Genomic DNA, 24,618 nt, shown 5'->3' with positions numbered 1-24,618 from the left:
GCAAGAGGCTCTCATTCTGTGCCATGGCTCAAGCTTGGTTCCCTGCCAAGGCAGGTTCCACACTTGACTTTGCCTTGGTTGAGATTTTGCGTAGGGCGGGCATTTACGCCCACGTCGTACCATCCAGCAACGCCGTTTACGCGTGGGCATAAGTGCCCACCCTACGGTGCTAATAAAATAGCGCTGCTTACAGCAGCAACGCTATGTTCTTATTCCGGCACATAAATCATACTGCCGTCTTCCATGCGATAGGTAATCCCTGCCTTACTGCCCTGACCTTCACCCACCTCTCCCGTTGACTGGTAATGCTTTAACTCAGTACCTTCTTTAATCAACATTTCCATATTAGGTTTGCCTGGGTTTTTTATCACAATCACTTCTTCCTCAGTTGCAAAGGGGTTAATCGGATTGGACATTAAAATAACCAACAACACAGCAATCACCACTAAAAACACATCAATGATATTCACTGTACTAGCGATAGGATCGTCATCTTCGTCTTCTAGAATATTGAGTTTTAAACGACTCATACTACTAAACCCCCTGCTCAACAATAGGTACTAGCTGCTTTAATTCTTCGAGCAACCAACGACGTCGCACGGAAAGGATCCAGAACACTATTGACGCCACTATCAAGGCAATAATGACCGCGGAGAAGGCAGCGGATAGGTTTTCCGCGACGCTCATAAAGTCACCTGAAGCGACGCCCATTAGTGCTGGGCCCATGGGAATCATGGTGGCTATCAGACCCAGCATCGGTGAAACGCGGCTCACCACGCGCAAAGGCTCAAGCGTTTTTAGTACTTGTAGTTCTAAGTGTTCTAAATCTGCTTGCGGGTGCTGACGGTAATACCAGGTTAATGGTTTAGATATATTTGCACTAAAGCGGCGTTGTACAATTTCAAATAAAAACCGCCCTAGTTCAAACAAAGCATAGACAAAGAGCACAGCAAGCACGGCAAACACCGGCAGCAAAAACATGCCGGCAATTTGGTACATAGTTAATTCAATAAAACCCATTTTATTCCCCTATGAAGATACGTTGTCTACGCGCGAGCATTGCTTGGTAAGCAGCGCCTAAGCCGATTAAAATAAATAAAGTCCACAGCCACCAAAGGTCAGTCTCAACGGGTTCTGCTGGGGCTATTTCAGCCATTTCTTGGCCTTTGACGTGCTGCAAAGGCGGGTTGCTGGCTTCTGCCTCGGTAGGGTCTGTTGGCTCTGGATTTGCTGCCGCTTCGGCGACAGCAGGTGCTACACCGGAGAGGCCATAGCCTGCTGCTAATTCAGCCACATAGGCTTTAAAGGTTTCATTGCTGGTGTAGATATCATGTTGTGCGGCCAACTCTTGGTACAGCTCAACCAGCTCTTGTTTGGTTTGCTCGCTGGCGTCCCAGTAATCTTTACGAACAGCTTCCAGCATACGTTCAGCGATTTGCGCCATGGCCGCTGGGTTGCTCTGTTCAAACCACTCTTTAAGGGATAAATCATATTTATCTTTGATATAGGTTTGATGAAACTCTTCCCACTGGTCATCACGTGCCATACGTTCATCCATCACCTGCCAGCCCCAAAAATTATTGATGGTATTGAGCAATTCTAAGGTGCCGGCATAACCTTCTTTTTGCATTTCTGCCAGCCAGTTAGGATGTTGATACACCGCGCGCAATTCATTGGCTAAAAAACGCTCGGCGCTTTGTAATTTAGCGCGATTGGGGTCACGTAAATTGGAGATATATAGCTGGGGTGCAACGCCATCTAAATGCTGCACGGCTAAGGAAATACCACCGAGGTACTCAAAAGGATGGTCGGTATCCAGTAGACCTCTTAGATTTGAGGAGCGGGAGAACACCGCTGCTTGCGTACCCTTAAGCTGTTCGGCATATAAATTCAGTGCTTGACCGTTGACGGCTGCAGGCTTTTGGCTCCACTGTGATGTATCTGGGCCATAAGCCCAAGACATGCGTGACAAGTAGAGCTCAGCAAGCTGATTATCATCTGCTTCCCACTTATCTGAGGCCAGTGTGGCTTCCGGCAGCTGAGTGCCATAATCACCGGACTCTGTACCAAACACCCGGGTGAGCGCGAGGTTATGTGCCTGATCTTCTGGATAGCCTAACTCCAACAATCGTTGCAGCACTTGCCGTGTATTGGCGCGAACCGGGTTCATGGCGGCCGGCTCGTCTTGCTCAGCAACCATTACAATAGCCTGATTGAAACGCTCAATTAAATTGGGAAACTGATCGCGATACAGGCCCGTCAGTGAGATCACCGTATCAATCCGTGCGCGCCCCAGTTCGCTCAAGGGAATTAGCTCAAGGTCGACCACCCGTCCGCCACGATCCCAAACCGGTTTCACCCCCAAAGCAGCGAAGATTTGCGCCTCTAGCATCCCCAAGTGGCGCATGGTTTCTGTGCTCCACATAGTAAAGGCCAGTTTGCTCGGTGTTTCCTTCTCAGTCAGCTGATGGCTGAGTAACAGTTCATCGAGCGCCTGTATTCCGGCGGTATAAGCAGCTTTGGTTGGCACTCTGGAAGGATCAAAGCCATACATATTGCGCCCGGTGGGCAAGGCATCAGGATTACGTACCGGATCGCCACCGTAGGATGGATCAATCCAGCGCGCCGCTAGGGCGGTCATCAGGCTGTCTGTTTCCACATGCGCAGCTAAGTTGCTTAACTGTTGCTGACCTTGTTTGACCAAGGCTTGCTGCTCTGGCGTTGCGTCTTTATCCAGCGCTATGCCTTGCACAATGTGTTGCGCGACAAACTGATAGGCGGGTGTTTCTTTTAAGTCCTTATAATCACGCTTAAACTCTGCTGCTAAGTTATCCAAGCCTAAAGCTGTTGCTAAAGGCTCTTGTAACATCAGCATCAAGGTTAAAGTTAGGTGATCGGACTCGGCGCTTTGACCGAAAGTATGCAGGCCTAAAGGTTGGATTGCCGCTCCAAGGTCTTCGAGGTAATTCTCTAACTCTCTAGAGAATGCGGCAAAATCGGTATGTAAATTCGCAACGTCCCACTCCAAGTCTTGATGAATATTCATTTTGACCACCTGCTCGATAATCAGCGCTTGGTTGTTTTGTTTGACCATGCCCTCATCCAGCAGTTGATACTCTTCAAGTAAATTATTGATGGTGACAAAGTCATCGGATAAGCCAGCCGGTGAGAGCGGAGCGGTTTGGTGGCTAATAATCACCCCGCGACCACGACGTTTAACATGAATGGCTTCGGCAATATTATCGACAATATAGGGATAAATGACCGGCACTGAGCCAACCGCTAGATTGGGTGCATCATAGGCCCATAAGCCGCGTTCTTTACCCGGCAACCACTCCTGCGAGCCGTGTGTACCAAAGTGGATAATGGCATCAGCTTGATAGTGCTCACGAATCCATAAGTATACCGCAGCATAGTAATGACTCATCGGCACCTTAACGTCATGGAAGATATCTTTATCTTGGCTGGGGTCATTACCGCCACGACTGGGCTGCGGCATCACAATTAAGTTGCCCGCTTCTAGACGTGGAATAACAAAGCCTTGCTGGCCTTGGTAAGACACTAAGCCGCGGTAAGTATCGGCTGCTCCCCAGTAGCCATTGATTTCACTCTGCACCTCTTCGGGTAGCGTTTTAAACCAAGCTTGATAGGCCTCTAGAGGCAGAAAGCTCCACAAAGCTGTGTCCATTAATTCGTCTAAGTGGTCAGGGCGATAGCTAGGCTTTAGCATTGCAGCGACTGCATCAATCATTGTTTGTTCAGCGACTGGGCTAACCTGATAGCCCTCTTTTTGTAAATCGCTGGTGAGCTTTTCTAAAGAACGCGGCACATTTAGATTCGAAGCTCCTTGGTTGGTTTCTCCTGGAGGGTGATTCCAAAACAACAGCGCTAATTTTTTATCCTGATTGTCCTTGCGCTGTAAGCTGGCCAAATTAAGTGCTTTCTTGACCAGCAAATCCAGCTGTTCAGGTATCGGCAGCATTTCTCCACCTTCATTAGTGGTTAAAATCACCGGATCCTGCATGCCGATATATTCCGCATTGGTTAGGGTGAAAGGCAACGAAAAGCTATCAATACCTGCATTATCCGCGAGATAGGCGGCATAGTTATCCGCACGGTAGTGCACAATGTGCAAAACAGGGATGTTGAGCTGCTGGTACTTAGCTTTACGCCCTTCAGTATCACCGCCCAAAAAGGTATTGACCAAGAGCACATTGGCGATCATCTGGTTGTCGAGTTGTAACAAGGGTTCAATAGCGACAGGGCGGCGCTGGCTTTTTGGGTTAGGGAAAGCCACAGCTGCTTGGATTGTTTCGCTGGCAGGGGCAGCGGCTGGTGTGCTTGACGGGCGAGGCTGGCCGGTTAGAGATCGAGATTTAGGGTAATAGACAATCGGCAGGCCATTGTTTTGTTCAATGGCATTAATGACGGCATCTAAATGCGCGGTTTGTGCATCGGCAATATAACTGGAGGTGGTCTCCATGGCGATCACAGACTTTTCTTGCCAATCACTGTGTTGCTGTTGCTGCCACCACGCGAGGTATTCTTCTAAAGAAGTGAAAATCTTGCTCCCCGCTTGCGGGTGATAAATGCCGCCATCGGGTAAGGGTTGTGGTTTTTCCACCTGTGATAGATCCACACCTTGCAAGTAATGCTCAATATAGCTGAGCAAGCCACGCCGATTATTGTCCATGCCGGACAAATAGTAGTCCTGAATCGCTTTAGCATGCTCAAAAGGAATATTTTTATACAGCAAAGGCTGGTGCGGCGTCATACGCTGAATCTGTATGAAAGGTACGTCAACCTTGCTTAAGGCTTCTGTTAACCGGCTACTCACAACAGCTTGATCTTCACTTCGAGGTGCATCAACTATAATGAAATCAGCTTGCTCTATAAAATGGCTGTCTTCTTGCAAATTCTCTGCGTAATAATAGTTAAAATCTAACTGGCTTTTTTCCGCCAACAAAGCCAGCTGTTTAAATTTGTTTTCAATAACAAACTCAGTCGTTACTACTAATAATTTAGGCTTTTGTGCAAAAGCATTAACGCTGACGGCCATTAAGCAGCATAAAAAAGCACTTAAAAACTTTCGCATTTTAAAACCTCACCGACACACCAGCCGACCAAGTGCGGCCGGGGTCGACAATAATCGACAAGTCTTCTGAGTTATAAACGCCATCATAATTGCCATCTATGCCTGCCGAATCCTGAGCGCCATAGGCAGTACGGTAATACTTCTTGTTGGTGACGTTTTCTAGCTTTACAAAAGCAGTCACAGTACTGTCAACTGCTCTGAATAGACGAACATCTCTTTTATAGTTCGCCACTAGATTTAACAGTGTTCTTTGCTTAATTTTTTCCTGGTTGATCTCATCAGCATAGCTAGAGCTTTTATAGTCAGCTTCTGCAGTAAAATACAGATCTTTATAGGGATGCCAGTGGGTTCTAAAATTAGCACTATGTTTAGGTGTTCGGGGTACTTGGTTATTTTTATTATTGTAATGCTGAAAATATACCTGGGTGTTTGGGTTTGTTAAGCTGCTATAACCATTTACCTTAGCGCCACGTGCATTACCTAATGCGAGATAAAAATCATCATATCTCTTGTAATAACTATCTAAATATGTATAAGCAAGATCAAAAGATAGCTGATGTTTAATATCAGTGCTTAATGCAAGCTCAAGTCCCTGACTAACCACATCACCGATATTATCATACATCATATCGCTCGCCGCTTGAGCACTCACATTCTGACCTACGGTGCTAGTAATAAAGTCTTTGCGACGCATATGGAAAATTGAGCTATTAATTGAAGTGTTCCAGCCCAGTAGCGATTGCTCACTACGCAGTCCTATTTCATAGTTTCTGGTATGCTCAGGATTAAGCTTGTTATTAGTTGAGAGCTGACTTAAGGCTGGCGTTCTAAATCCCGTTGACACTCCCGCATAAACAGCAGTTCTGTCGGTTAAACTTTGGTCAATACCTAGACGCCATGATGAGATATCAAAGTTAGACTTACGTTTTTTTAAATTTAACTCATTAGTATCATTCAAAACAATATGATCAAAGCGATAGTTAGCGGTTAACGTGGTGAAATCTGTAAGGCCATACTTTAACTCAGAGTATGCAGCCTTGGTTCGCTCAGTACGTGTGTATTGACTATTGATAGTTCCCTGCCTGACCACAGGTGAAAAAAATGATGGCGAGTTTTTATAGTCTTGTTTAGCAACTGCTATATCATCAAAACTATCTTCTCTAAAATCCAATCCTCCTAGAACAGCCAGGTTTCCAAAACTTTCTTTCACTTCTAGTTTGGCACCTCGCTGTGTTTGTTCATAGTTATTTATTTCAGCATAGGCATTGTAGTTACTATTAGGCACAGGCTTGCCTAAACCATCAAACCTAACTGGAGCTGACCAGTAGGAGGTCTTATCTTTAAACTGATAGCCAACTAACGAAACATTCCCTGTATCAGAGAAATTATGCGAGTAAGTGAGGTTAAATCTTTTTAGGTCAGCATCTGTATTGCGCGTATAGCCACGATTTGCGTCTTTTGCTTTTGGATCTATTTTAGCTTGCGTCTTACCCGAAACAAAACCATCACCCTCTCTAAATCGATCGATACCTTCATAGTTGAATTTCAATGTTGAATTATCACTTAAATTTAAGTTTAGGTTTAAAAAATACGTTTCACTGTCTCGATTTGATAAATAATGATAGCCATCCGTTTCTCGTTTTGAGTATTGGAAGCGACCGGATAGTATTGATTGTGAAAAGTTAGCCGATAAGAGTTCTTTGTTATAACCAAATGAACCTTGCTCATAGCCTAAGCTAATATCATTTTTATCTTTGGCGCCTTTGGTGGTAATGATAACCGCGCCGGCTAATGCATCCTCACCGTATAAATAGGAAGCACCACCTTTAACCACGCGAATTGATTCAATATTGTCTAAGTCAATATTCACTTTTCCGGTGCGTTCAAAAATAGGTACGCCGTCAATAACAATAGCCACCCCGGGCTGCTCACCAAAAAAGCGTTGATTTTCAATACCGCGAATTTTAATTTTTACTCCGTCACCATCACCATACAAATCAGAAGTAATACCAGGTATGCCTCTTAATATTTCTTGAATATTCTTAGCATGCTGATCATCTATATTCTCACCACTAATAAATGTTGAGCTGGAGGGGTTTTGTTGGGCAGAGTCAAATCTGTCAGTAATCGCTGAACTATAGGTGGTGACTGTTTTTAATTTATATGGCTGCTCTTCAGACGCTAATGAAAGATTTATGCAAAGCATTGCCACAGGCAACACTAAGTGTTTTCTTGATAATAAAAGCATATTGCCCCCGATGTTAGGTTTAAATTTGCTTTATATTATTTATTAATTTTCCACCCGCAATATGTCGCTTTGTCACAAGGACAGTATGACGCAGTAAAGCTAAGCTAATGTTTAGTTGTGTTTTTGCGCTAATTGTACTAATCAAGACTAGCTATCGCCTGAACTGGCTAGCTTAAAGTCTTACCTGCGGAATAAGCTATTATACATATTATAATTATTTGTATATTATAAGCATGCTACGGACTCTTGCTGTTGGGCATTCGCTGAATAATTATCGATACCCTCAGAGAGGCTCTAAGGAGCAACTATTTTTAATAACAACGCTGCGACAAAATGTACTCTTGCGCTAGATGCCCAGTACCATAATATCTGCTGCTAGTTTGTAAACTAACGAGCATTGCATATTGTCACAGTCGCCAACGGGGTAAGAATTATGAAGCGTAGAACACTATTAAAAAGTACTGGGTTAGCTATCACTAGCCTAGCAGCCATGAACGGACTTAGCGGCCAAGTATTTGCAGCCGATAAACCAGCTATCAAGCCTGATACCGCTCCATTAAGCGATGAGCTGGATAAGTATCCACGCTGTGTTATTTGCAATATGGACAGGCGCAAGTTTCACTTCTCCCGTCACTTATTGCATTACGCTGACAGCCATGCCGAGGGAACCTGCTCGATCAACTGTGCCAGCGAGGCCATGCTGCGCGAACGCAAACGCGGCTTCAAAGCTATTTATGCTGCGGATTTTGGCGTTGCCGGCGAGCCGAAACCACTGACAGAAGCCTCTTCTGCCACTTACTTGATTGGTTCCAGCTTACGTGCCGTTATGAGCCCGGTCAGCAAATACGCTTTTGCGCAACGCTCCGCTGCAGAAGCGGCCATGTCCGATGCTGGTGGTCAGCTAGCTAGTTTTGAGCAAGCTGTGGCGGCCTCGTTGGAAGACTACTCCCGCATGCTTACTCAAAAATACGCCAAGGATAGAGAATCTTAAACTTTATAAATACTCTGTAGCGTGACTTTTGCGCGAACCGGCCTAGCCAGCAGTGGCTAGGCTTAATCCTGAAATTCTGGACTTGGCTTAACTAGCGCAAAAGTTCAACCAAGGCACAGTCTAATGTGGGACCTGCCTTGGCGGGGAAACAGAGCCTCTTGCTCAGGCTTGGTTTTGGTGTGCTCTTCGCTCCCCGACCAGTCGAGCTACATTGGTTTAGTGCCTGACGCAAAATCTCGTTTCAGCTCAACGTCGAGTCGCGCATTAGATGCGCTCCAACAAGGCCGATTGGACTGAACCGGCTTGCTCTGCAGCTGCAGGTTATTTTCTTTCGCGCAAAAGTTGCGCTCCCACAAAAAGCTCTTACAAAAAGCTCTTACAAAAAGCTCTTACAAAAAGCTCTTACAAAGAACTCCCACAAAGTGCTTCCACAGGGCGCTTGCCTCATTAAGCTTGGCTGATGCTTTAACTCAGTTCTGTTTTTTTGATAGTACTAACACCTGTTTTCGTACCTAGCAACAGCACATCTGCTGGTCGTGCGGCAAACAAACCACTGCAGACCACACCCACGATGGCGTTAAGCTTTTCTTCTAAGCCGCGCGGGTCGGTGATCTGCATATTGTGTACATCCAAAATCACGTTGCCGTTATCGGTCAGCACGCCGGTGCGATAAACAGGATCACCGCCCAGCCCAACAATTTCACGCGCCACATAGCTGCGCGCCATAGGAATAACTTCAACCGGCAAAGGGAATTCGCCGAGAAAATCAACTTTTTTGCTTTCATCGGCAATACAAATAAAGGTTTTCGCTACTGCCGCAACTATTTTTTCACGGGTTAGCGCTGCACCACCGCCTTTAATCAGCTCCAAGTGTTTGTTGCACTCATCCGCACCATCCACATAAAACTCGAGCTCAGGCACGCTGTTTAGATCAAACACTTCAATGCCATGACCACGCAAACGTTCAGCCGTCGCTTCAGAGCTGGCTACAGCACCAGCAAAGTCGTATTTATGCTCAGCCAACAAATCGATAAAAAAATTGGCGGTAGAACCGGTGCCCACACCAATAATCGCTTGCTTGTCTAAGCGTGGTACAACGATGTCTATGGCCGCTTGAGCTACGGCTTGCTTGAGTTGATCTTGGGTCACGATGAGGCTCCACAGGTGAATTTTGTACATTATACCCCTTCATCCATGGTTGAGCGCGCTTGTCTGGAGTAGACTTACGAACTTCTTCAAATGTTTTTTAACTTCACACACACAGCAACTACGGCCTCCTTATGCTCGAACATTACGTCAGGAAAATTCTCAACGCACGCGTGTATGACGTGGCAATTGAAACCCCGCTACAACAGGCGCATCAGCTTTCCGAACGCCTCGGCAACCAGATTTTGCTTAAGCGTGAAGACTTACAACCCGTATTTTCCTTTAAGATTCGCGGCGCCTACAACAAAATAGCCCAGCTCACTGCTGCAGAAATGGCCGGCGGCGTGGTCACTGCTTCAGCCGGCAACCATGCTCAAGGTGTAGCGTTAGCGGCTAAATTTCTGGGGATTAAAGCCACCATTGTGATGCCAAAAACCACACCTGATATTAAAGTGAAGGCGGTGCGTGCTCGCGGCGCACGGGTGGTATTGCACGGCGAAGCCTTTCCTGACGCGCTGGAATACTCACTCAAGCTGGTGGAAGAAAGAGGCTTGGTTTATATCCATCCTTATGATGATCCCGAGGTCATAGCAGGGCAGGGCACTGTAGCCATGGAAATTTTGCGTCAACACCAAGGGCCCTTGCATGCTATTTTTGTACCTTGCGGTGGTGGTGGGCTAATCGCTGGGGTAGCGGCTTACATTAAATACCTGCGCCCTGAAATTAAAGTGATTGGCGTTGAACCCAAAGATTCCAACTGTCTACAACAAGCCTTAGCCGCGGATGAGCGTGTACAGTTGGCGCAAGTGGGTTTATTTGCCGATGGTGTAGCGGTCAGCCAGATTGGCGAGCATACCTTTGAGATCTGTCGCTACTATGTGGATGAAGTAATCACCGTTAGCAACGATGAAATCTGCGCAGCAATGAAAGACATCTATGACGATACCCGCTCCATTACGGAACCGGCCGGCGCGTTGGCTTTGGCGGGGATTAAAAAATATGTGCATAAAGCTGGGGTGACTGAGCAAACACTGGTAGCTATTGATTCAGGCGCCAACGTCAACTTTGATCGCTTACGCTATGTGGCTGAGCGCGCTGAGTTGGGCGAACGTCGCGAAGCTATTATTGCAGTGACTATTCCTGAAGAGCCGGGCAGTTTTAAACGCTTCTGTGAAGCCTTAGGTAGACGACAAATTACCGAGTTTAACTATCGCTACCACACCAACGGTCAGGCACATATTTTTGTGGGCGTGCAAACCGATCCTGAAACCGATCCGCGCAAAGCCTTGATTGCCTCGTTACAGGATCAGGGTTTTCCGGTTTTAGACCTGACCAAAAACGAGCTGGCTAAGCTACATATTCGCCATCTCGTCGGCGGTCATGCACAAGCAGTTAGTCATGAGCGCGTGTTTCGCTTTGAGTTCCCAGAGCGTCCCGGGGCGTTGTTTAACTTTTTAAATAAGCTTGGTGGACGCTGGAATATTTCCATGTTCCACTACCGCAATCACGGTGCCGCTGATGCACGCGTGCTGGCAGCTTTGCAAGTCGATGAAGCAGACTATCCTGCTTTTGAACAAGCGCTGGAGGCGATTGGTTATCCCTACTGGGAAGAAACCGACAATCCGGCGTACCAATTATTTTTAGCTTAAGGGTTATACATTGAGTACTTATTTAGCCATACGTATTGGCCACGGCTTACCTGCCGTTCTATTGTTATTGGGTGTGCTGGTGCATGTGCTGATTGTATGGCGCGCTCGTAACAAGGGTGCAGAAGTGTTACAGAAAAAACTGCAACGCACGCAACACATTAGCCTGCCGCTGTTTGCTCTGTTAGCCCTGAGTTTGCCAATTAGCGGTTGGTGGATGACGCATCTTGCCGGCATTGCACTCAGTCAGAAATGGCTCATGCTGAGTATTATCTTATTGCCGCTGATATTCGTATTTATGGGTTTGTTATACAACAATCTAGCGCGCTGGCAGCATTTACTGGCCACGAAAAAAACCGCTAGCAACAAGCAGCAAATCTTCGCTTTAATCTGGGCTATTGCAGCGTTCGTGCTCGTATTGGCAATCAGTGCAATTATGGGTGCTAAGCCTATCTAGCTGATTGCGTTACTGTTTGGATGTGTTGTTGGAACGCTGGAATCAACGCAGAAATATCTTCAAACCGATGTTCGCCATATGCACAACTAATAATAGGCAAGCATTGTTGTTTGGCGCGCAACGATACTTTAAGACCGGGGCACCGGCTGCTTTATTGTGGGAGCGCTTCTTAAGCTAAGCGCGATGGTGCTTTCAGCCCGTGCAATAATTAGCTTAGTGCACATGCTAGCAGGTAGGCTTTTGTAGATTGTGGCAAATGCATAACTCAATGCTGCTGGAGAATCCCAATCGCGCAAAAGTTGCGCTCCTACAAGAGCTGTGCTGTGCTACCCCAAGCTCGGGGCACCGGCTGCTTTGCTGTAGATGCTCATACTCGCTCCTTGGATTATTGTTCATTTTATCCTTGCAGCATGCAGCGAAAGTACTGACATCAGCCATGGCGAACAAGCTTGCCCGCCACGGCTTAAGTGCTTAGTTAAGCTGTGAAATATCCGCCACGGTTAAGAACAACTGCCGTAGCTGTGCCAGCAGGGCATGGCGGTTGGTGCGGATGGCGCTGTCGTCGGTGTTGACCATGACGTCATCAAAGAACGCATCCACCGGGGCTTGCAGATGTGCCAGCCGGGTGAGGATGCCGGTGTAGTCGTGGGCGGCAGCCAGCGGGGTGACATCTTGCTGTGCCTGTTGTAGGGCGGCAAACAAGGTTTTCTCTGCTGCTTCAGCCAGCAATTGCTGCTGTACCTGGCCAGCCTCGGCATCACCGAGAATATTCGAGACACGTTTGTTCGCGGCCGCCAAGGCCTCGGCCTCGGTCAGACTGCGGAAGTGTTGCACTGCCTCTACGCGCTGGTCAAAGTCCAGCGGTGAATCAGGATGCACCGCACGCACAGCTAGGTAGACACCCACATCCACGCCAGCATCTTCGTAACGCGCACGCAGGCGGTCGAAAATAAAGTCATGCAATTGGGTTAGTAGCCCGTCTGTTTTAATCTTATCGCCGTACAGTTCGATTGATGCGTTGAGCAGCTCGGTTAATGACAACTCCAGCTGTTTCTCAATCAGAATACGCAATACACCCAGTGCCGCGCGGCGTAGGGCATAGGGGTCTTTGCTGCCGGTGGGCAACATGCCGATACCGAAAATCCCCACCAGCGTATCGATTTTATCCGCCACCGCGACTGCAGCACCGGTTTGGGTGCTCGGCAATTCAGCGCCAGCACCACGGGGCATGTATTGCTCGTTCAGCGCCAGCGCAATATCACCGGGCTCTTGATTCAGGCGAGCATAGTAAAAACCAGCAACCCCCTGCATTTCCGGGAATTCGGTGACCATTTCACTGGCCAAATCGCTCTTGGATAACAAGCCCGCACGCGCGGCATGCTCTGCATTGCTACCGATTTTTTCGGCAATCAACGCTGCTAATTTGCTTACCCGCACGGCTTTGTCGTAAACAGTGCCTAGCTGGGCTTGAAAGACTACGTTCTTTAAGCGCTCGTTAAAGCTTTCCAGCGGCTGTTTTTGGTCTTGCAGATAAAAGAACTCGGCATCGGTTAAGCGCGGGCGAATCACTTTTTCGTTACCTGAGACCACCTGCGACGGATCGCGGCTTTCTAGGTTGGCGACTGTAATAAAGCGTGGCAACAGCTTGCCCTGCTCATCCAACAAGCAAAAATACTTTTGGTTGTCCTGCATGCTGATAATCAAGGCTTCTTGTGGCACTTGCAGGAAGTGTTCTTCAAAGCTGCACACCAGCGGTACGGGCCATTCCACCAAGGCGGTGACTTCATCTAACAAGGAGTCGGGCATGATGGCTGTGCCGTTTTCCGTGGCGGATAGCTGTTCCACCCGCTGTTTAATTAGCGTACGGCGCTCGTTGAAATCCGCGATAACTTTTGCGTTACGCAAAGCCTCAACATAGTCGCTCGGCTGCTTAATCTCGACCGCTTGGTTATGGTGGAAGCGGTGACCTTGCGAGTGACGACCAGCCGTTTGACTAAGAATGGTGCAATCAACCACATCACTGCCAAACAGCATCACCAACCACTGCGTAGGACGGACAAAGTCTTCACGGCGTGCGCCCCAGCGCATGCGCTTAGGGATGGGTAATTTATCTAAGGATTGCGAAACGATTTCTGGCAGCAGATCAGTTGTCGCTTGACCTTTAATTTGTTGGCTGTAGCTCAGCTTGGCGCCACTGCGATCCAGCTCATCGACTGCAACACCGCACTTGCGCGCAAAACCTTGCGCGGCTTTGGTCGGCTGGCCTTCGGCATCAAAAGCCGCCTGTACCGGTGGGCCTTCCATGCGTTGGGTGCGATCGGCTTGGCGTGCGCTTAATTGTTTCACCCACACGGCTAAACGGCGGGGCGCAGCATAGACTTGGACTTCGGCATGGGCCAAATCAGCTTGTTTAAGGCCCGCCTTAATGCCATCGGCAAAGGCTTGCGCCAAGGTTTTTAAGGCTTTAGGTGGCAGCTCTTCGGTGCCCAGTTCAACTAAAAAATCCTGTGCACTCATTGTTCTGCCTCCAATTTAGCTAAGACTTCATCACGTAAATGATCCGGCGCCATCGGGAAGCCTAGTTTGGCGCGTACATGCAAGTAGCTGTGTGCCACGGCGCGCGCCAAAGTGCGCACACGTAAAATATAACGCTGACGCTCGGTTACAGAAATCGCCCGGCGTGCATCCAACAGGTTAAAGGTGTGTGAGGCCTTGAGCACCATTTCGTAACTCGGCAGGGGCAACTCCAACTCCATTAAGCGGCTGGCTTCGCTTTCAAAGAAATCGAACTGCTCAAACAACTTATCCACATTGGCGTGTTCAAAGTTATACGCCGATTGCTCCACTTCGTTCTGGTGGAACACATCGCCATAGGTCACCACACCAAAGGGGCCATCGGTCCACACTAAGTCATAAACCGAATCCACACCCTGCAGATACATGGCCAAACGCTCTAAACCATAGGTGATCTCGCCCGTGACGGGATAACACTCCACACCGCCCACTTGTTGGAAATAAGTAAATTGCGTCACTTCCATGCCGTTAAGCCAGACTTCCCAGCCTAAGCCCCAAGCACCCAAGGTTGGGGATTCCCAGTTGTCTTCGACAAAACGAATATCATGCACCAGCGGATCCACACCAATGCGGCGCAATGAGTCCAGATAGAGCTCTTGGATATTGTCGGGGTTGGGCTTGAGCACCACCTGAAACTGATAGTAATGCTGCAAACGGTTGGGGTTATCGCCATAACGGCCATCGGTCGGACGGCGGGAAGGCTGCACATAAGCTGCGTTCCAAGTCTCAGGGCCTATGGCACGTAAAAAGGTGGCGGTATGGAAGGTGCCGGCACCCATTTCCATGTCGTAGGGTTGCAACACCACACAGCCCTGCTCAGCCCAGAAGCTTTGCAAAGCAAGAATAAGGTCTTGAAAGGTGCGCACGGTGGGGGTTATTTGGCTCACGATGATCATCCACGAGTTGAAAATGGCAGAAAGTTACTAAGTATAGCGTAAAGTTTGCTTAAACGTGAGGTGCGCTAAGGTTGAACAACTAACCTAAAAGCCAACATACCTGCCATATCCTTTGCTTTATGCTCAATACAAAAACCCTTAAAAATAAACTACGCATCATTGGGCGAGCCTTACTACGCAAAGTAACGGGCTGAATAGGCGAAAGGATTTAAACTATGACCTGCGAATTACTACGCCAACACTTTACTAGGCTGCAACAGGCATTTGCCAAAAACCCTATGCCCTCGGCGGCAGAGCGCAGTGACTGGTTAGAGCAATTACGGCAGGCGCTTATAAAACAGCAGGATGCCATTGCGGCTGCCATCAGCCAGGATTTCGGCCATCGCAGTGCCGATGAAACACGCATGGTAGAGCTTTTGCCAAGCGTGCTGGGTATTGCTCATGCGCGGCGTAATCTGAAGCGCTGGATGCGGCCACAAAGACGCTGGCCCAGTCTGTTATTTCAACCTTCGTGCGCCAAAGTGTATTACCAGCCCGTCGGTGTAGTAGGCATTGTCGTGCCGTGGAATAGCCCAGTGTTTTTATCCATTGGCCCGCTCACCAGTGCCTTGGCCGCCGGCAATCGCGTGATGCTGAAAATGAGCGAGCACGCACCCGCCACGGCCAAGCTTATGCAGCAGCTTGTGCAGTCCATATTTCCCCAAGATTTGGTGAGCGTGGTCTTAGGCGATGCACAATTAGGCAAGGCTTTTACACAACTGCCCTTTGACCACCTGTTGTTTACCGGCTCCACGGCTGTTGGTAAGAAAGTGATGCGTGCGGCAGCAGAAAATCTTACCCCTGTCACTTTGGAGTTAGGCGGTAAGTCACCGACTATTGTGGATGAAAGTGCCAATTTGGCCGATGCGGCTGAGCGGATCGCTTTTGCTAAACTGCTTAATGCAGGTCAATTTTGTGTCGCTCCTGACTATATCTTGCTGCCAAAACAGTGTTTAAATGAATTCATTGTGCAGCTGCGCTTAGTGCTGCAGCGGTTTCAACCCACCTTGGCCGACAACCCTGACTGCACTTGGATTATTAATCAGCAACATCAACAACGCTTACGTGCGTTGGTTGAAGATGCACAAATCAAGGGAGCTAAGCTCACCAGTTTGCACGCAGAGCAAGCGCATGAACGTAATATGCCATTGCTGGTGCTTACCGAGGTCACTGATTGCATGCGCGTTATGCAAGAAGAAGTTTTCGGCCCTGTGCTGCCTATTATGGTCTATGAAGACTTTTATGATGCGGTGGCTTATGTGCAGCAACGTCCGCGGCCTTTGGCTTTGTATTTTTTTTCACACAACAAAGAACGACAACAACACATACTGGCGCAAACACATGCTGGGGGCACCTGCATCAACGAAGCCTTATTGCATGTCGCTCAGCCGGATCTGCCCTTTGGCGGAATCGGCTCTTCCGGAATAGGCAGTTATCACGGCCGCGAAGGGTTTCTAACCTTCAGTCATGCCAAGGCCGTATTAACAAAATCACGGATTAATCCGATGCGCTTAATTTACCCCCCTTATGGTGGGCGATTTCAGCGTATTATCGAATGGTTGTTTTTGCGCCGCTAACCTGCAAAGCCGGCTTGAACCCTCCGTTTCCCGTTACCCATAAACCTTAATAAAGCGTTGTTCATGTCTGTATTGAAATCATTTCGTAGTTTGTATTTTGCCACCCTGTTAATGCTGTTGGGTTCGGGCCTATTAAGCACTTATTTGGCGCTCAATGTGGCCGACCGAGCCAGTGGTATCTGGGTAGGTGCCATGATGTCCAGCTTTTACCTTGGCTTGGTTACCGGCGGCAAGTTCGGTCACCGACTGATTGCTCAGGTGGGTCATATTCGTGCTTATGTCGCGAGCGCTGGCGTGGTTACCGCAGCCGTATTGGGACACGGTTTGATTGATAATCTTTGGGTGTGGTTACTGCTGCGTGTGATTGTAGGTCTGGGCATGATGTGCCTGTATATGGTCATCGAAAGCTGGCTCAATGAGCAAAGTAACAGTGATGAGCGTGGCAGGGTATTTTCAGGTTACATGATGGCTTCTTACCTAGGTTCGGTGATCGGTCAATTAATGCTAGCGTCGCTATCGAACCTAGAAGCTCAGCTGTTATTGCTAGTGGCGCTGTGTTTTTCTCTGTGTTTGGTACCTGTTGCTTTAACCAAGCGTATTCACCCAGAACCGTTAAAACCCGCGACCTTGTCACCCAGATATTTTTATCAGCAAGTGCCTGTTTCCATGTTCACCAGTCTTATCGCTGGCGCTATTGTGGGTTCCTTTTATGGTTTAGCACCTTTGTATGCCTCGCGGATTGGCTTGCCCACTCAGCAAGTGGGTTTGTTTATGGCTGTCTGTGTGGCCGCTGGTTTCTTTGTACAAGCACCTTTGGGTTATTTATCGGATAACATTGACCGCTCCAAGCTTATCCGCTGGTGCAGCATACTGTTGTTATTTGTTGCCATGCCACAAGCGGTGAATACAGATTGGCCAATCTGGCTAACCTTTTCCTTAGGCGGCCTCACTTGCGCATTGCTGTTTAGCTTATATCCGCTAGCGGTGGCTTTTGCTAATGACAATATCGCAGCCGAAAAACGGGTTTCTCTTGCAGCGGTGCTGTTAACCATTTTCGGTTTGGGCGCCAGCATTGGTCCTTTGTTGATCGGTAGTTTAATGCGCGTCTTTGGCCCGAATATGCTCTTTGCTTTTTTCTGCTTAAGTGCAGCGGTCATTGCTATTAAAATTCGCCCACAAGTAATTACGGGCGATACTCTGGTCGAAGAAGCACCCTTGCCGCACTTGGCTATGCCTGATGGTTTAGCCAGCTCACCCTTGGTAGCTGCACTTGACCCGCGTGTTGAAGAAGAATATGTACTGAATCAAATGCATGAATATGCTATGGAGCATGTGCCAGAAGAAAATGAAGAGCAACACTATTAATACTCTTTTAATATGACCTGTGGACTCTATGCAAGCACAGACTAAACACTGCCACAGGCGATACCTTTGATGGAAATTATTTTATATATAATCGTGGGCGCTGTGTCTGGCACCTTAGCCGGTTTGTTTGGCGTGGGCGGCGGGCTGATTATTGTCCCAGCTCTGGTTTATAGCTTGACAGCACAGGGCGTTCCTCCAACGGTGCTGACCCACATTGCGGTTGGCACTTCACTGGCGGTGATTGTCTTTACCTCGATTAACTCTATTATTGCCCATCAGCGTCATGCCGCCATTCTTTGGCCTCTGGTACGTTTTATTACGGTAGGCGTGCTGATTGGCACTGTTTTAGGTGCTATTACCGCGGCTTATATCCAAGGTCCTGTGCTGCAAAAAATTATCGGTGTATTTGCCATTATTATGGCGCTACAAATGGCGCTGGAATTTAAGCCCAAAGCCAGCCTTCCACCGCCTCAAGCACCTGAATTGATCAGCGCCGGCGGCGTCATCGGTTGGGCTTCAGCTATTTTTGGTATCGCTGGAGGTTCATTAACCGTGCCTTTTTTACTGTGGCGCAGTGTGCCGATTCAAAAAGCCGTTGCCACCTCGGCGGCTTGCGGCTTTCCGATTGCTCTGGTTGGTGCTTTTTCGTATGCCGTGACCGGCTGGAGCGCTGAGGGCTTACCCGCCTGGAGTTCGGGCTTTGTTTACTGGCCGGCACTGGTCGGAATCGCGGCCACTTCTATGTTCTTTGCACGTGTCGGTGCTAAACTTGCGCACCGTTTAAACCCCAAACGCCTCAAGCAAATGTTTTCTCTAATGCTGCTGTTAATCGGCGCTAACTTCTTACTAGGTTAAGACTTTTTATGCTGGCATACCCCAATATAGACCCTGTAGCTATCGCGCTGGGCCCATTAAAAATTCATTGGTACGGTCTGATGTACCTGTTTGGTATTGGCAGTGCTTGGTGGCTGGCTAAACAAAGGCTTAATCAATTTGATCCCAGTTGGAGCAAAGACACCCTGTCTGACTTGGTGTTTTGGTGCGCGCTGGGCGTAATTGCCGGTGGGCGGCTGGGCTATGTATTGTTTTACGATTTGGCGGCTTATATTGCTAATCCAGCGTTGATTTTGCGCATCTGGGAAGGCGGCATGTCCTTTCATGGCGGTTTTTTAGGCGTCTTGTTAGCGGTCTGGTGGTTCTCACGTAAACAGAACAAACCTTTTTTTGCGCTGATGGATTTTATTGCTCCCTTGGTTCCAATCGGCTTAGGCGCTGGGCGCATCGGTAATTTTATTAACGCCGAACTCTGGGGCAAGGCAACCGATGTATCTTGGGCGATGGTTTTCCCCACGGATCCGGCCCAGCTGGCGCGCCACCCTTCGCAGCTGTATCAGTTTGCTCTGGAAGGCGTTGCCCTGTTTGTCATTCTTTGGCTGTATTCGCGCAAACCGCGCCCCATGATGGCGGTGTCAGGTATGTTTGCGCTGTGCTATGGCCTGTTTAGATTTATCGTTGAATTTGTCCGCGTGCCTGATGCACAGCTAGGTTACTTGGCCTTCGATTGGCTAACCATGGGACAGGTTCTGTGTCTGCCGATGATTATCGGTGGAATCGGCTTGGTGGTTTGGGCGTATCGACGTCAGGAGACAGCAGCATGCAACAATACTTAGACCTAATGCGCCATGTGCGTGATGAAGGCATAGACAAAAGCGATCGCACTGGCACAGGAACACGCAGTGTGTTTGCCTACCAGATGCGCTTTGATTTAACCGCTGGCTTCCCCCTAGTCACCACCAAAAAATGCCATCTGCGCTCCATTATCCATGAACTGCTGTGGTTTTTGCAGGGCGACACCAATATCAAATACCTGCAAGACAATGGCGTGCGAATTTGGGACGAATGGGCGGATGAGAACGGTGATTTAGGTCCGGTGTACGGCTATCAGTGGCGTAACTGGCCTGCCCCTAATGGCGAGTCGATTGACCAAATCAGTCATCTTATCCACGCCATCAAAACCAATCCAGACTCGCGCCGCCTGATTGTCAGTGCGTGGAATCCAGCGCTAGTCGACGACATGGCGCTGCCACCCTGTCATGCGCTGTTTCAGTTTTATGTGGCCGATGGCAAGCTCAGTTGCCAGCTGTATCAACGTTCAGCCGATATTTTCCTTGGCGTGCCGTTTAACATTGCCAGCTATGCGCTGCTTACCATGATGATCGCGCAAGTTTGTGACTTAGAGCTGGGCGAATTTATTTGGACGGGTGGTGATTGCCACCTGTACTCCAATCATATGCAGCAAGTTGAAGTGCAACTCAGCCGCACGCCTTACGCGCTACCCACGATGAAAATTAATCCAGCCATAAAAGATATTTTCGCTTTCAAGTTTGAAGATTTTGAGCTCTGTGATTATCAAGCGCACCCGCATATCAAAGCACCGGTGGCGGTATGACAATGTACGACTGGCTCAACGCCTTACCCAAAGCAGAACTGCATGTGCACTTAGAGGGCACACTTGAGCCTGAGCTCATGTTTAAGCTGGCTGAGCGCAACAAAATCAAATTGCCATGGAGCTCAGTTGAGCAAGCTCGCCAAGCCTATCAGTTCAATAACCTACAAGAGTTTCTCGATCTCTATTATCAGGGCGCTCATGTATTGCAAACCGAGCAGGACTTTTACGACCTGACTATTGCTTACCTCCAACACTGTGAAGCACAAAACGTGCTCCACGTGGAACCTTTTTTTGATCCGCAAACCCATACCCAACGCGGCATCGCCATGGAAACGGCCATTGTTGGTATCAGTGAAGCCCTGGCCGATGCACGGGATTTAATGGGTATTAGCAGCGGCTTGATACTGTGCTTTTTACGCCACCTCTCTGAGGAAGATGCCTTTGCTACCCTAAAGCAAGCGATGGCGTTTCGTGATTTGTTCTTTGCCGTCGGCTTGGATAGCTCTGAAATGGACCATCCGCCCAGCAAATTCGTGAATGTGTTCGCCAAAGCCCGTGCTGAAGGCTTGTTGGCGGTTGCCCATGCCGGTGAAGAAGGCCCGCCTGAGTATATTTGGCAAGCACTGGATTTGCTTAAAGTTAGCCGTATCGACCATGGTGTGCGTGCTTGGGAAGATCAGCGGCTGATGCAACGTCTGATTGACGAACAAATTCCGCTCACGGTCTGCCCACTGTCCAACACCAAACTTAAAGTTTATGGAAACATGAGCGAACACCCCATTCTCAAAATGCTAGAGCAGGGCGCGCTGGTTACCGTTAACTCGGATGATCCGGCGTATTTTGGTGGCTATATGACGGAAAACTTCGCTGTCTTACACCAAGCACTGGATATGTCGCATGAGCAAGCCGAACGCTTATCTGAAAACAGCTTTAAAGCACGCTTGGCACCCTAAAACTCATCTCGCCAATCCCTATCGTCAAGACATAAAAAAACCGCCTCTAAACAACGAGGCGGAAAGCTTTGAGGAATTTGTTACTGTCATAACACGACTAACGCATTTGGAAGGCTTCCTGATGGAAGTGTCTGGTACTTAGACCCAGCTTGCGCATGCCATTGCGCAGAGCCTGTGAAAACCCATAAGGCCCACAAAACCATACTCGTACATCCTGCCCGCAGCCAGCAAAAATTTTATCCGCTGTCAGAAAACCCTCATCATCGCTGTAATGGATGTGCAGTTTAATGTTCGGCAGGTGCGCGCACAGCTGTTGCAACCGCTCAGCAAATACACCTTCTTGCGCGTTATTCACGCAGTAATACAGGCGCGTTTTAGGTGCTTTGTCGGGCTGTTGCTGCAAAGCCTCCAGCCAAGCAATAAAGGGGGTAACCCCAATACCACCAGCAATCCAAATCTGCTCGCGCCCAGCCCTAGCTTTTGGCAAGGTAAAGTTACCGTAGGGGCCTTCCACCTGTACCTGTTGGCCAATCTCAATAGTGCGGGCTAAATCAGCGGTGTAGTCTCCTAAGGCTTTAATAGAAAAACGCACCTGTCCGTCCGCATGATCAGCACTGGCAATGGTAAAAGGGTGCGGCTCGCTCAGCCCAGCAAAGCGTAAGAAAGCGAACTGCCCTGCTTGGTGCCGCCAAGATGCGGGTAACTGACAGGTCAACTCAAAGGTGTCGGCATCATATTTCTTAACCGTCAAAACATGCCCTGCATAGGTACGGCTGCGGCCAATAGTGCCAGTTAAGGACAGCCATGCGCAGTACGCACCTATCACAGCAGCCAGCGCCACCAACACCCCAGCTGGTTGCAACCACCACTGAGTTGGCGTCAGTACTATGCTATGAAAAACAATCACTAAATAAAACACCGCCATGGCTTTATGCAGATAACGAAAAATATGGTAAGGAAAACGTTTCCATAAGGCGATCAGCACCATGATGGCAAAAATCCACACCGCCCACTCGCCCAGATCTTTAGCGCTACCACGAAATATTTCCAAGAAATTCTTTAAGCGTGGCTCTTTAACTCCCTGCTCAAATATCCACAGCAGCGGATCCTTAGCTAATTTCAATCCATAGTGCGTCACTGCCAAAGACACCGCCCAAATACCAGCCCATTTATGCACCTGGTACATTTTATCCAAGCCGCCCATGGGCTTTTCTAACCACTTCGGACGCACAGCCAATACCATAATCAACGTCATCAGTAAAAATGATGCCAAGCCAGTCCAATAAATTAGCTGTTTACGCCAAACCCACACATCCATGCTGCTTAACTGACCTGTGCTAAGGGTGAGCAACCATGCCAGCAACGACAGCCCGACCACCCCACCAATAATTTTTTTCATCATTCACCTCCTGACTTTATGGGTACAGCTTAATGGGCTTGGCTTAAGCGAAACTTAAAAAACGGTCTAGACTGGTTGATATATATTTCGCACTCATGGAGGAGTAGATATGCGATATCTTCTGGCTGGCTGTTGTTTATTGCTGATTACCCCTTTTTTACACGCGGCGTCAGGCTGCCCTAACTGGTCGGCGTTGCACTTACAACAAGAAATCCAAGCCTTGACTCAACGTATAAAAAACTGGGATCAGGCTTACTTTGTGCATGGACAACAGCCCGTTGACGATGAGCTGTATGATCAAGCTCACGGGCAACTTGCAAGCTGGCAGCTCTGCGCGCAACAAGCCGTTAACGAGCAGTCATTACCCACTCATGACAGTTATCGAGTTTCCCACACTTATCAACAGTCCGGCTTAACTAAACTCAAAGAAAATCAACTGCAACAATGGCTGCATGACAAACAAAACTTGTGGGTGCAACCTAAAATTGACGGGGTTGCCGTGACCCTGGTTTACCAACAGGGTCAGCTGCAACAGGTCATCAGCCGTGGCGATGGGCGTTTTGGACAAGACTGGTTACATCACGCACAACACATAGACGCTATTCCAAAACGTTTACGTACGAACCGAGCAACAGTGCATTTACAGGGCGAGCTTTACCAAAAGCTCAAACAACACCGACAAGCGCAACCAAGCACGCATAGTGCACGCAGCTCAGTAGCTGGCTGGCTAAACCGCCATGAACTGAGCCAGCAACAAGGACAGCAGATTGGGCTTTTTGTCTGGGAATGGCCAGATGGACCAGACAGCATGCCTGAGCGACTAACCGAACTCAGCGCACTCGGCTTTACCGATACACAAGGCTACAGTCATGCAGTTGCCAACTTGGCTGATATAGCACGGTGGCGGCAGCACTGGTATCAAGCAGCGCTACCCTTTGCCAGCGATGGCGTGGTCATTCGTCAGGGTCAACGCCCAGCCGCGCAACTTAAGCATGGCTATCCTCCCAGCTGGGCGGTCGCGTGGAAATACCCGTTAACACATGGGCTAACCCAGATCAAACAGTTTGAATTTACCATTGGCCGCAGCGGTCGTATTACGCCTATCGCTCTAGTGGAACCTGTTGAGCTAGACAACAAAATAATTCGCCGATTAAGTCTTGGCTCAGTCAAGCGCCTACAGGAGTTGGACGTAGGCATCCACGATCATATAAGCGTGCGCTTGTCCGGCCATGCTATTCCCCAGCTAGACCAAGTGGTCTGGCGTAGTCCTGTGCGTAGCCTCGTTGAAGCACCCAATCCAGAGCACTATCACAGCCTCTCTTGTTGGCACACTGATGCGGCTTGCAGCCAACAATTTGTGGCCCGACTCACTTGGCTTTCAGGCAAAAAAGGCTTAGGCATGCGCGGAATAAGTCAGGGCACTTGGAAACAGCTTATCGCCGCCGGAAAAATTAGTCATTTAGTTGATTGGCTAACACTAACTCAGGCTGAGTTAGAGCAAACACCGGGCTTTGCGCAAAAAAAAGCAGCGCATGTAGCACTGCAATTTAACCAAGCACGTCAGCAGCCTTTTGCCACTTGGCTCAGCGCTTTAGGTGTACCTCATGAGTTAACTTTGTTGCCGCACGACAACTGGCAGCTACTTAGTCAGCTCAGCCGCACTGATTGGCAAAAACGCGGCTATTCAGCAATAACCGCGCAAAAAATTATAGATTTCTTTAGCCATCCAGAGCTTCAACGCATTGCTCAACAGCTGCATGAGCAGCACATTGATGGTTTTTGA

18 protein-coding genes are annotated in these 24,618 nt (G+C 48.6%); 10 read left to right on the top strand and 8 right to left on the bottom strand.

Annotated features, from left to right (window positions below; all coding sequences use genetic code 11):
* Window positions 1–209: 209 nt before the first annotated feature.
* The 4 genes from QEZ41_RS05210 to QEZ41_RS05195 are packed head-to-tail and all read right to left on the bottom strand — an operon-like array spanning window position 210 to window position 7,343.
* On the bottom strand, window positions 210–530 hold the full coding sequence (locus tag QEZ41_RS05210; RefSeq protein WP_289410332.1) for a DUF2149 domain-containing protein: 321 nt from the start codon (window positions 528–530) through the stop codon (window positions 210–212).
* Window positions 531–534: 4 nt separating this feature from the next.
* Window positions 535–1,020, bottom strand: a complete 486-nt coding sequence (locus QEZ41_RS05205) for a MotA/TolQ/ExbB proton channel family protein (protein WP_289410331.1) — start codon at window positions 1,018–1,020, stop codon at window positions 535–537.
* A gap of 1 nt (window position 1,021) precedes the next feature.
* Window positions 1,022–5,095 carry a cobaltochelatase subunit CobN gene (gene cobN, locus QEZ41_RS05200; RefSeq protein ID WP_289410330.1) on the bottom strand — a complete coding sequence of 1,358 codons (4,074 nt, stop codon included), beginning with the start codon at window positions 5,093–5,095 and terminating at the stop codon, window positions 1,022–1,024.
* Between the two features lies 1 nt (window position 5,096).
* Window positions 5,097–7,343, bottom strand: coding sequence for a TonB-dependent receptor (locus tag QEZ41_RS05195; protein ID WP_289410329.1), 2,247 nt, complete (start codon window positions 7,341–7,343; stop codon window positions 5,097–5,099).
* 433 nt (window positions 7,344–7,776) lie between these two features.
* On the opposite strand from QEZ41_RS05195, the gene QEZ41_RS05190 reads away from it, so the two are divergent.
* Entirely contained in the window at window positions 7,777–8,334 is a 558-nt protein-coding gene (locus tag QEZ41_RS05190) for a nitrous oxide reductase accessory protein NosL (protein ID WP_289410328.1), read from the top strand.
* A gap of 465 nt (window positions 8,335–8,799) precedes the next feature.
* Here the strand turns inward: QEZ41_RS05190 and rpiA are convergent, their stop codons facing one another.
* Window positions 8,800–9,483 (bottom strand): ribose-5-phosphate isomerase RpiA, encoded by a 684-nt coding sequence (gene rpiA, locus QEZ41_RS05185; RefSeq protein ID WP_289410361.1) that lies wholly within the window; start codon window positions 9,481–9,483, stop codon window positions 8,800–8,802.
* A gap of 131 nt (window positions 9,484–9,614) precedes the next feature.
* On the opposite strand from rpiA, the gene ilvA reads away from it, so the two are divergent.
* The gene (gene ilvA, locus QEZ41_RS05180) at window positions 9,615–11,129 is read left to right on the top strand and encodes a threonine ammonia-lyase, biosynthetic (RefSeq protein WP_289410326.1); all 1,515 of its coding nucleotides are present in this window, start codon (window positions 9,615–9,617) and stop codon (window positions 11,127–11,129) included.
* A gap of 10 nt (window positions 11,130–11,139) precedes the next feature.
* Window positions 11,140–11,583 (top strand): DUF2269 family protein, encoded by a 444-nt coding sequence (locus QEZ41_RS05175; protein ID WP_289410325.1) that lies wholly within the window; start codon window positions 11,140–11,142, stop codon window positions 11,581–11,583.
* A 471-nt stretch (window positions 11,584–12,054) separates the two neighbouring features.
* On the opposite strand, the gene glyS is transcribed toward QEZ41_RS05175, so the two are convergent.
* Together glyS and glyQ are read right to left on the bottom strand one after the other, a co-directional pair.
* Window positions 12,055–14,100: a glycine--tRNA ligase subunit beta gene (gene glyS / locus QEZ41_RS05170; RefSeq protein ID WP_289410324.1), complete on the bottom strand. Its 2,046-nt coding sequence runs from the start codon at window positions 14,098–14,100 to the stop codon at window positions 12,055–12,057.
* Window positions 14,097–15,044 (bottom strand): glycine--tRNA ligase subunit alpha, encoded by a 948-nt coding sequence (glyQ, locus tag QEZ41_RS05165; RefSeq protein WP_289410323.1) that lies wholly within the window; start codon window positions 15,042–15,044, stop codon window positions 14,097–14,099. Before glyQ ends, glyS begins: the two co-directional genes overlap by 4 nt.
* Before the next feature lie 224 nt (window positions 15,045–15,268).
* Here glyQ and QEZ41_RS05160 point away from each other — a divergent pair, with 224 nt between their 5' ends.
* The 6 genes from QEZ41_RS05160 to QEZ41_RS05135 all read left to right on the top strand — a co-directional run bounded on the left by QEZ41_RS05160 (window position 15,269) and on the right by QEZ41_RS05135 (window position 21,436).
* Window positions 15,269–16,669: a coniferyl aldehyde dehydrogenase gene (locus QEZ41_RS05160; protein WP_289410322.1), complete on the top strand. Its 1,401-nt coding sequence runs from the start codon at window positions 15,269–15,271 to the stop codon at window positions 16,667–16,669.
* Window positions 16,670–16,732: 63 nt separating this feature from the next.
* Window positions 16,733–18,034, top strand: coding sequence for an MFS transporter (locus tag QEZ41_RS05155; protein WP_289410321.1), 1,302 nt, complete (start codon window positions 16,733–16,735; stop codon window positions 18,032–18,034).
* A 69-nt stretch (window positions 18,035–18,103) separates the two neighbouring features.
* Entirely contained in the window at window positions 18,104–18,889 is a 786-nt protein-coding gene (locus QEZ41_RS05150; protein WP_289410320.1) for a sulfite exporter TauE/SafE family protein, read from the top strand.
* A gap of 8 nt (window positions 18,890–18,897) precedes the next feature.
* Window positions 18,898–19,704: a prolipoprotein diacylglyceryl transferase gene (gene lgt, locus QEZ41_RS05145; protein ID WP_289410319.1), complete on the top strand. Its 807-nt coding sequence runs from the start codon at window positions 18,898–18,900 to the stop codon at window positions 19,702–19,704.
* On the top strand, window positions 19,689–20,483 hold the full coding sequence (locus QEZ41_RS05140) for a thymidylate synthase (RefSeq protein ID WP_289410318.1): 795 nt from the start codon (window positions 19,689–19,691) through the stop codon (window positions 20,481–20,483). The genes lgt and QEZ41_RS05140 overlap by 16 nt, the downstream gene beginning before the upstream one ends.
* A 2-nt stretch (window positions 20,484–20,485) precedes the next feature.
* Window positions 20,486–21,436 carry an adenosine deaminase gene (locus tag QEZ41_RS05135; protein WP_289410360.1) on the top strand — a complete coding sequence of 317 codons (951 nt, stop codon included), beginning with the start codon at window positions 20,486–20,488 and terminating at the stop codon, window positions 21,434–21,436.
* Between the two features lie 97 nt (window positions 21,437–21,533).
* On the opposite strand, the gene QEZ41_RS05130 is transcribed toward QEZ41_RS05135, so the two are convergent.
* Window positions 21,534–22,835 carry a ferredoxin reductase family protein gene (locus tag QEZ41_RS05130; RefSeq protein ID WP_289410317.1) on the bottom strand — a complete coding sequence of 434 codons (1,302 nt, stop codon included), beginning with the start codon at window positions 22,833–22,835 and terminating at the stop codon, window positions 21,534–21,536.
* Window positions 22,836–22,944: 109 nt separating this feature from the next.
* Here QEZ41_RS05130 and ligB point away from each other — a divergent pair, with 109 nt between their 5' ends.
* A complete protein-coding gene (ligB, locus tag QEZ41_RS05125) occupies window positions 22,945–24,618 on the top strand; it encodes an NAD-dependent DNA ligase LigB (protein WP_289410316.1) in 1,674 nt (557 codons plus the stop codon).

The sequence above is a fragment of the Thiopseudomonas acetoxidans genome (genome assembly GCF_030362935.1).
GTDB lineage: Bacteria > Pseudomonadota > Gammaproteobacteria > Pseudomonadales > Pseudomonadaceae > Thiopseudomonas > Thiopseudomonas acetoxidans.
The sequence above is the reverse complement of the archived record's forward strand: the minus strand, read 5'-3'. Positions and strand labels throughout refer to the sequence as shown.

Excerpts from the sequence above, each read along its gene's own strand:
- QEZ41_RS05210 (WP_289410332.1), bottom strand. The coding sequence starts at position 530 with ATGAGTCGTTTAAAACTCAATATTCTAGAAGACGAAGATGACGATCCT.
- QEZ41_RS05205 (WP_289410331.1), bottom strand. The coding sequence starts at position 1,020 with ATGGGTTTTATTGAATTAACTATGTACCAAATTGCCGGCATGTTTTTG.
- cobN (WP_289410330.1), bottom strand. The coding sequence starts at position 5,095 with ATGCGAAAGTTTTTAAGTGCTTTTTTATGCTGCTTAATGGCCGTCAGC.
- QEZ41_RS05195 (WP_289410329.1), bottom strand. The coding sequence starts at position 7,343 with ATGCTTTTATTATCAAGAAAACACTTAGTGTTGCCTGTGGCAATGCTT.
- QEZ41_RS05190 (WP_289410328.1), top strand. The coding sequence starts at position 7,777 with ATGAAGCGTAGAACACTATTAAAAAGTACTGGGTTAGCTATCACTAGC.
- ilvA (WP_289410326.1), top strand. The coding sequence starts at position 9,615 with ATGCTCGAACATTACGTCAGGAAAATTCTCAACGCACGCGTGTATGAC.
- glyS (WP_289410324.1), bottom strand. The coding sequence starts at position 14,100 with ATGAGTGCACAGGATTTTTTAGTTGAACTGGGCACCGAAGAGCTGCCA.
- QEZ41_RS05160 (WP_289410322.1), top strand. The coding sequence starts at position 15,269 with ATGACCTGCGAATTACTACGCCAACACTTTACTAGGCTGCAACAGGCA.
- QEZ41_RS05155 (WP_289410321.1), top strand. The coding sequence starts at position 16,733 with ATGTCTGTATTGAAATCATTTCGTAGTTTGTATTTTGCCACCCTGTTA.
- QEZ41_RS05150 (WP_289410320.1), top strand. The coding sequence starts at position 18,104 with ATGGAAATTATTTTATATATAATCGTGGGCGCTGTGTCTGGCACCTTA.
- lgt (WP_289410319.1), top strand. The coding sequence starts at position 18,898 with ATGCTGGCATACCCCAATATAGACCCTGTAGCTATCGCGCTGGGCCCA.
- QEZ41_RS05140 (WP_289410318.1), top strand. The coding sequence starts at position 19,689 with ATGCAACAATACTTAGACCTAATGCGCCATGTGCGTGATGAAGGCATA.
- QEZ41_RS05135 (WP_289410360.1), top strand. The coding sequence starts at position 20,486 with ATGTACGACTGGCTCAACGCCTTACCCAAAGCAGAACTGCATGTGCAC.
- QEZ41_RS05130 (WP_289410317.1), bottom strand. The coding sequence starts at position 22,835 with ATGAAAAAAATTATTGGTGGGGTGGTCGGGCTGTCGTTGCTGGCATGG.
- ligB (WP_289410316.1), top strand. The coding sequence starts at position 22,945 with ATGCGATATCTTCTGGCTGGCTGTTGTTTATTGCTGATTACCCCTTTT.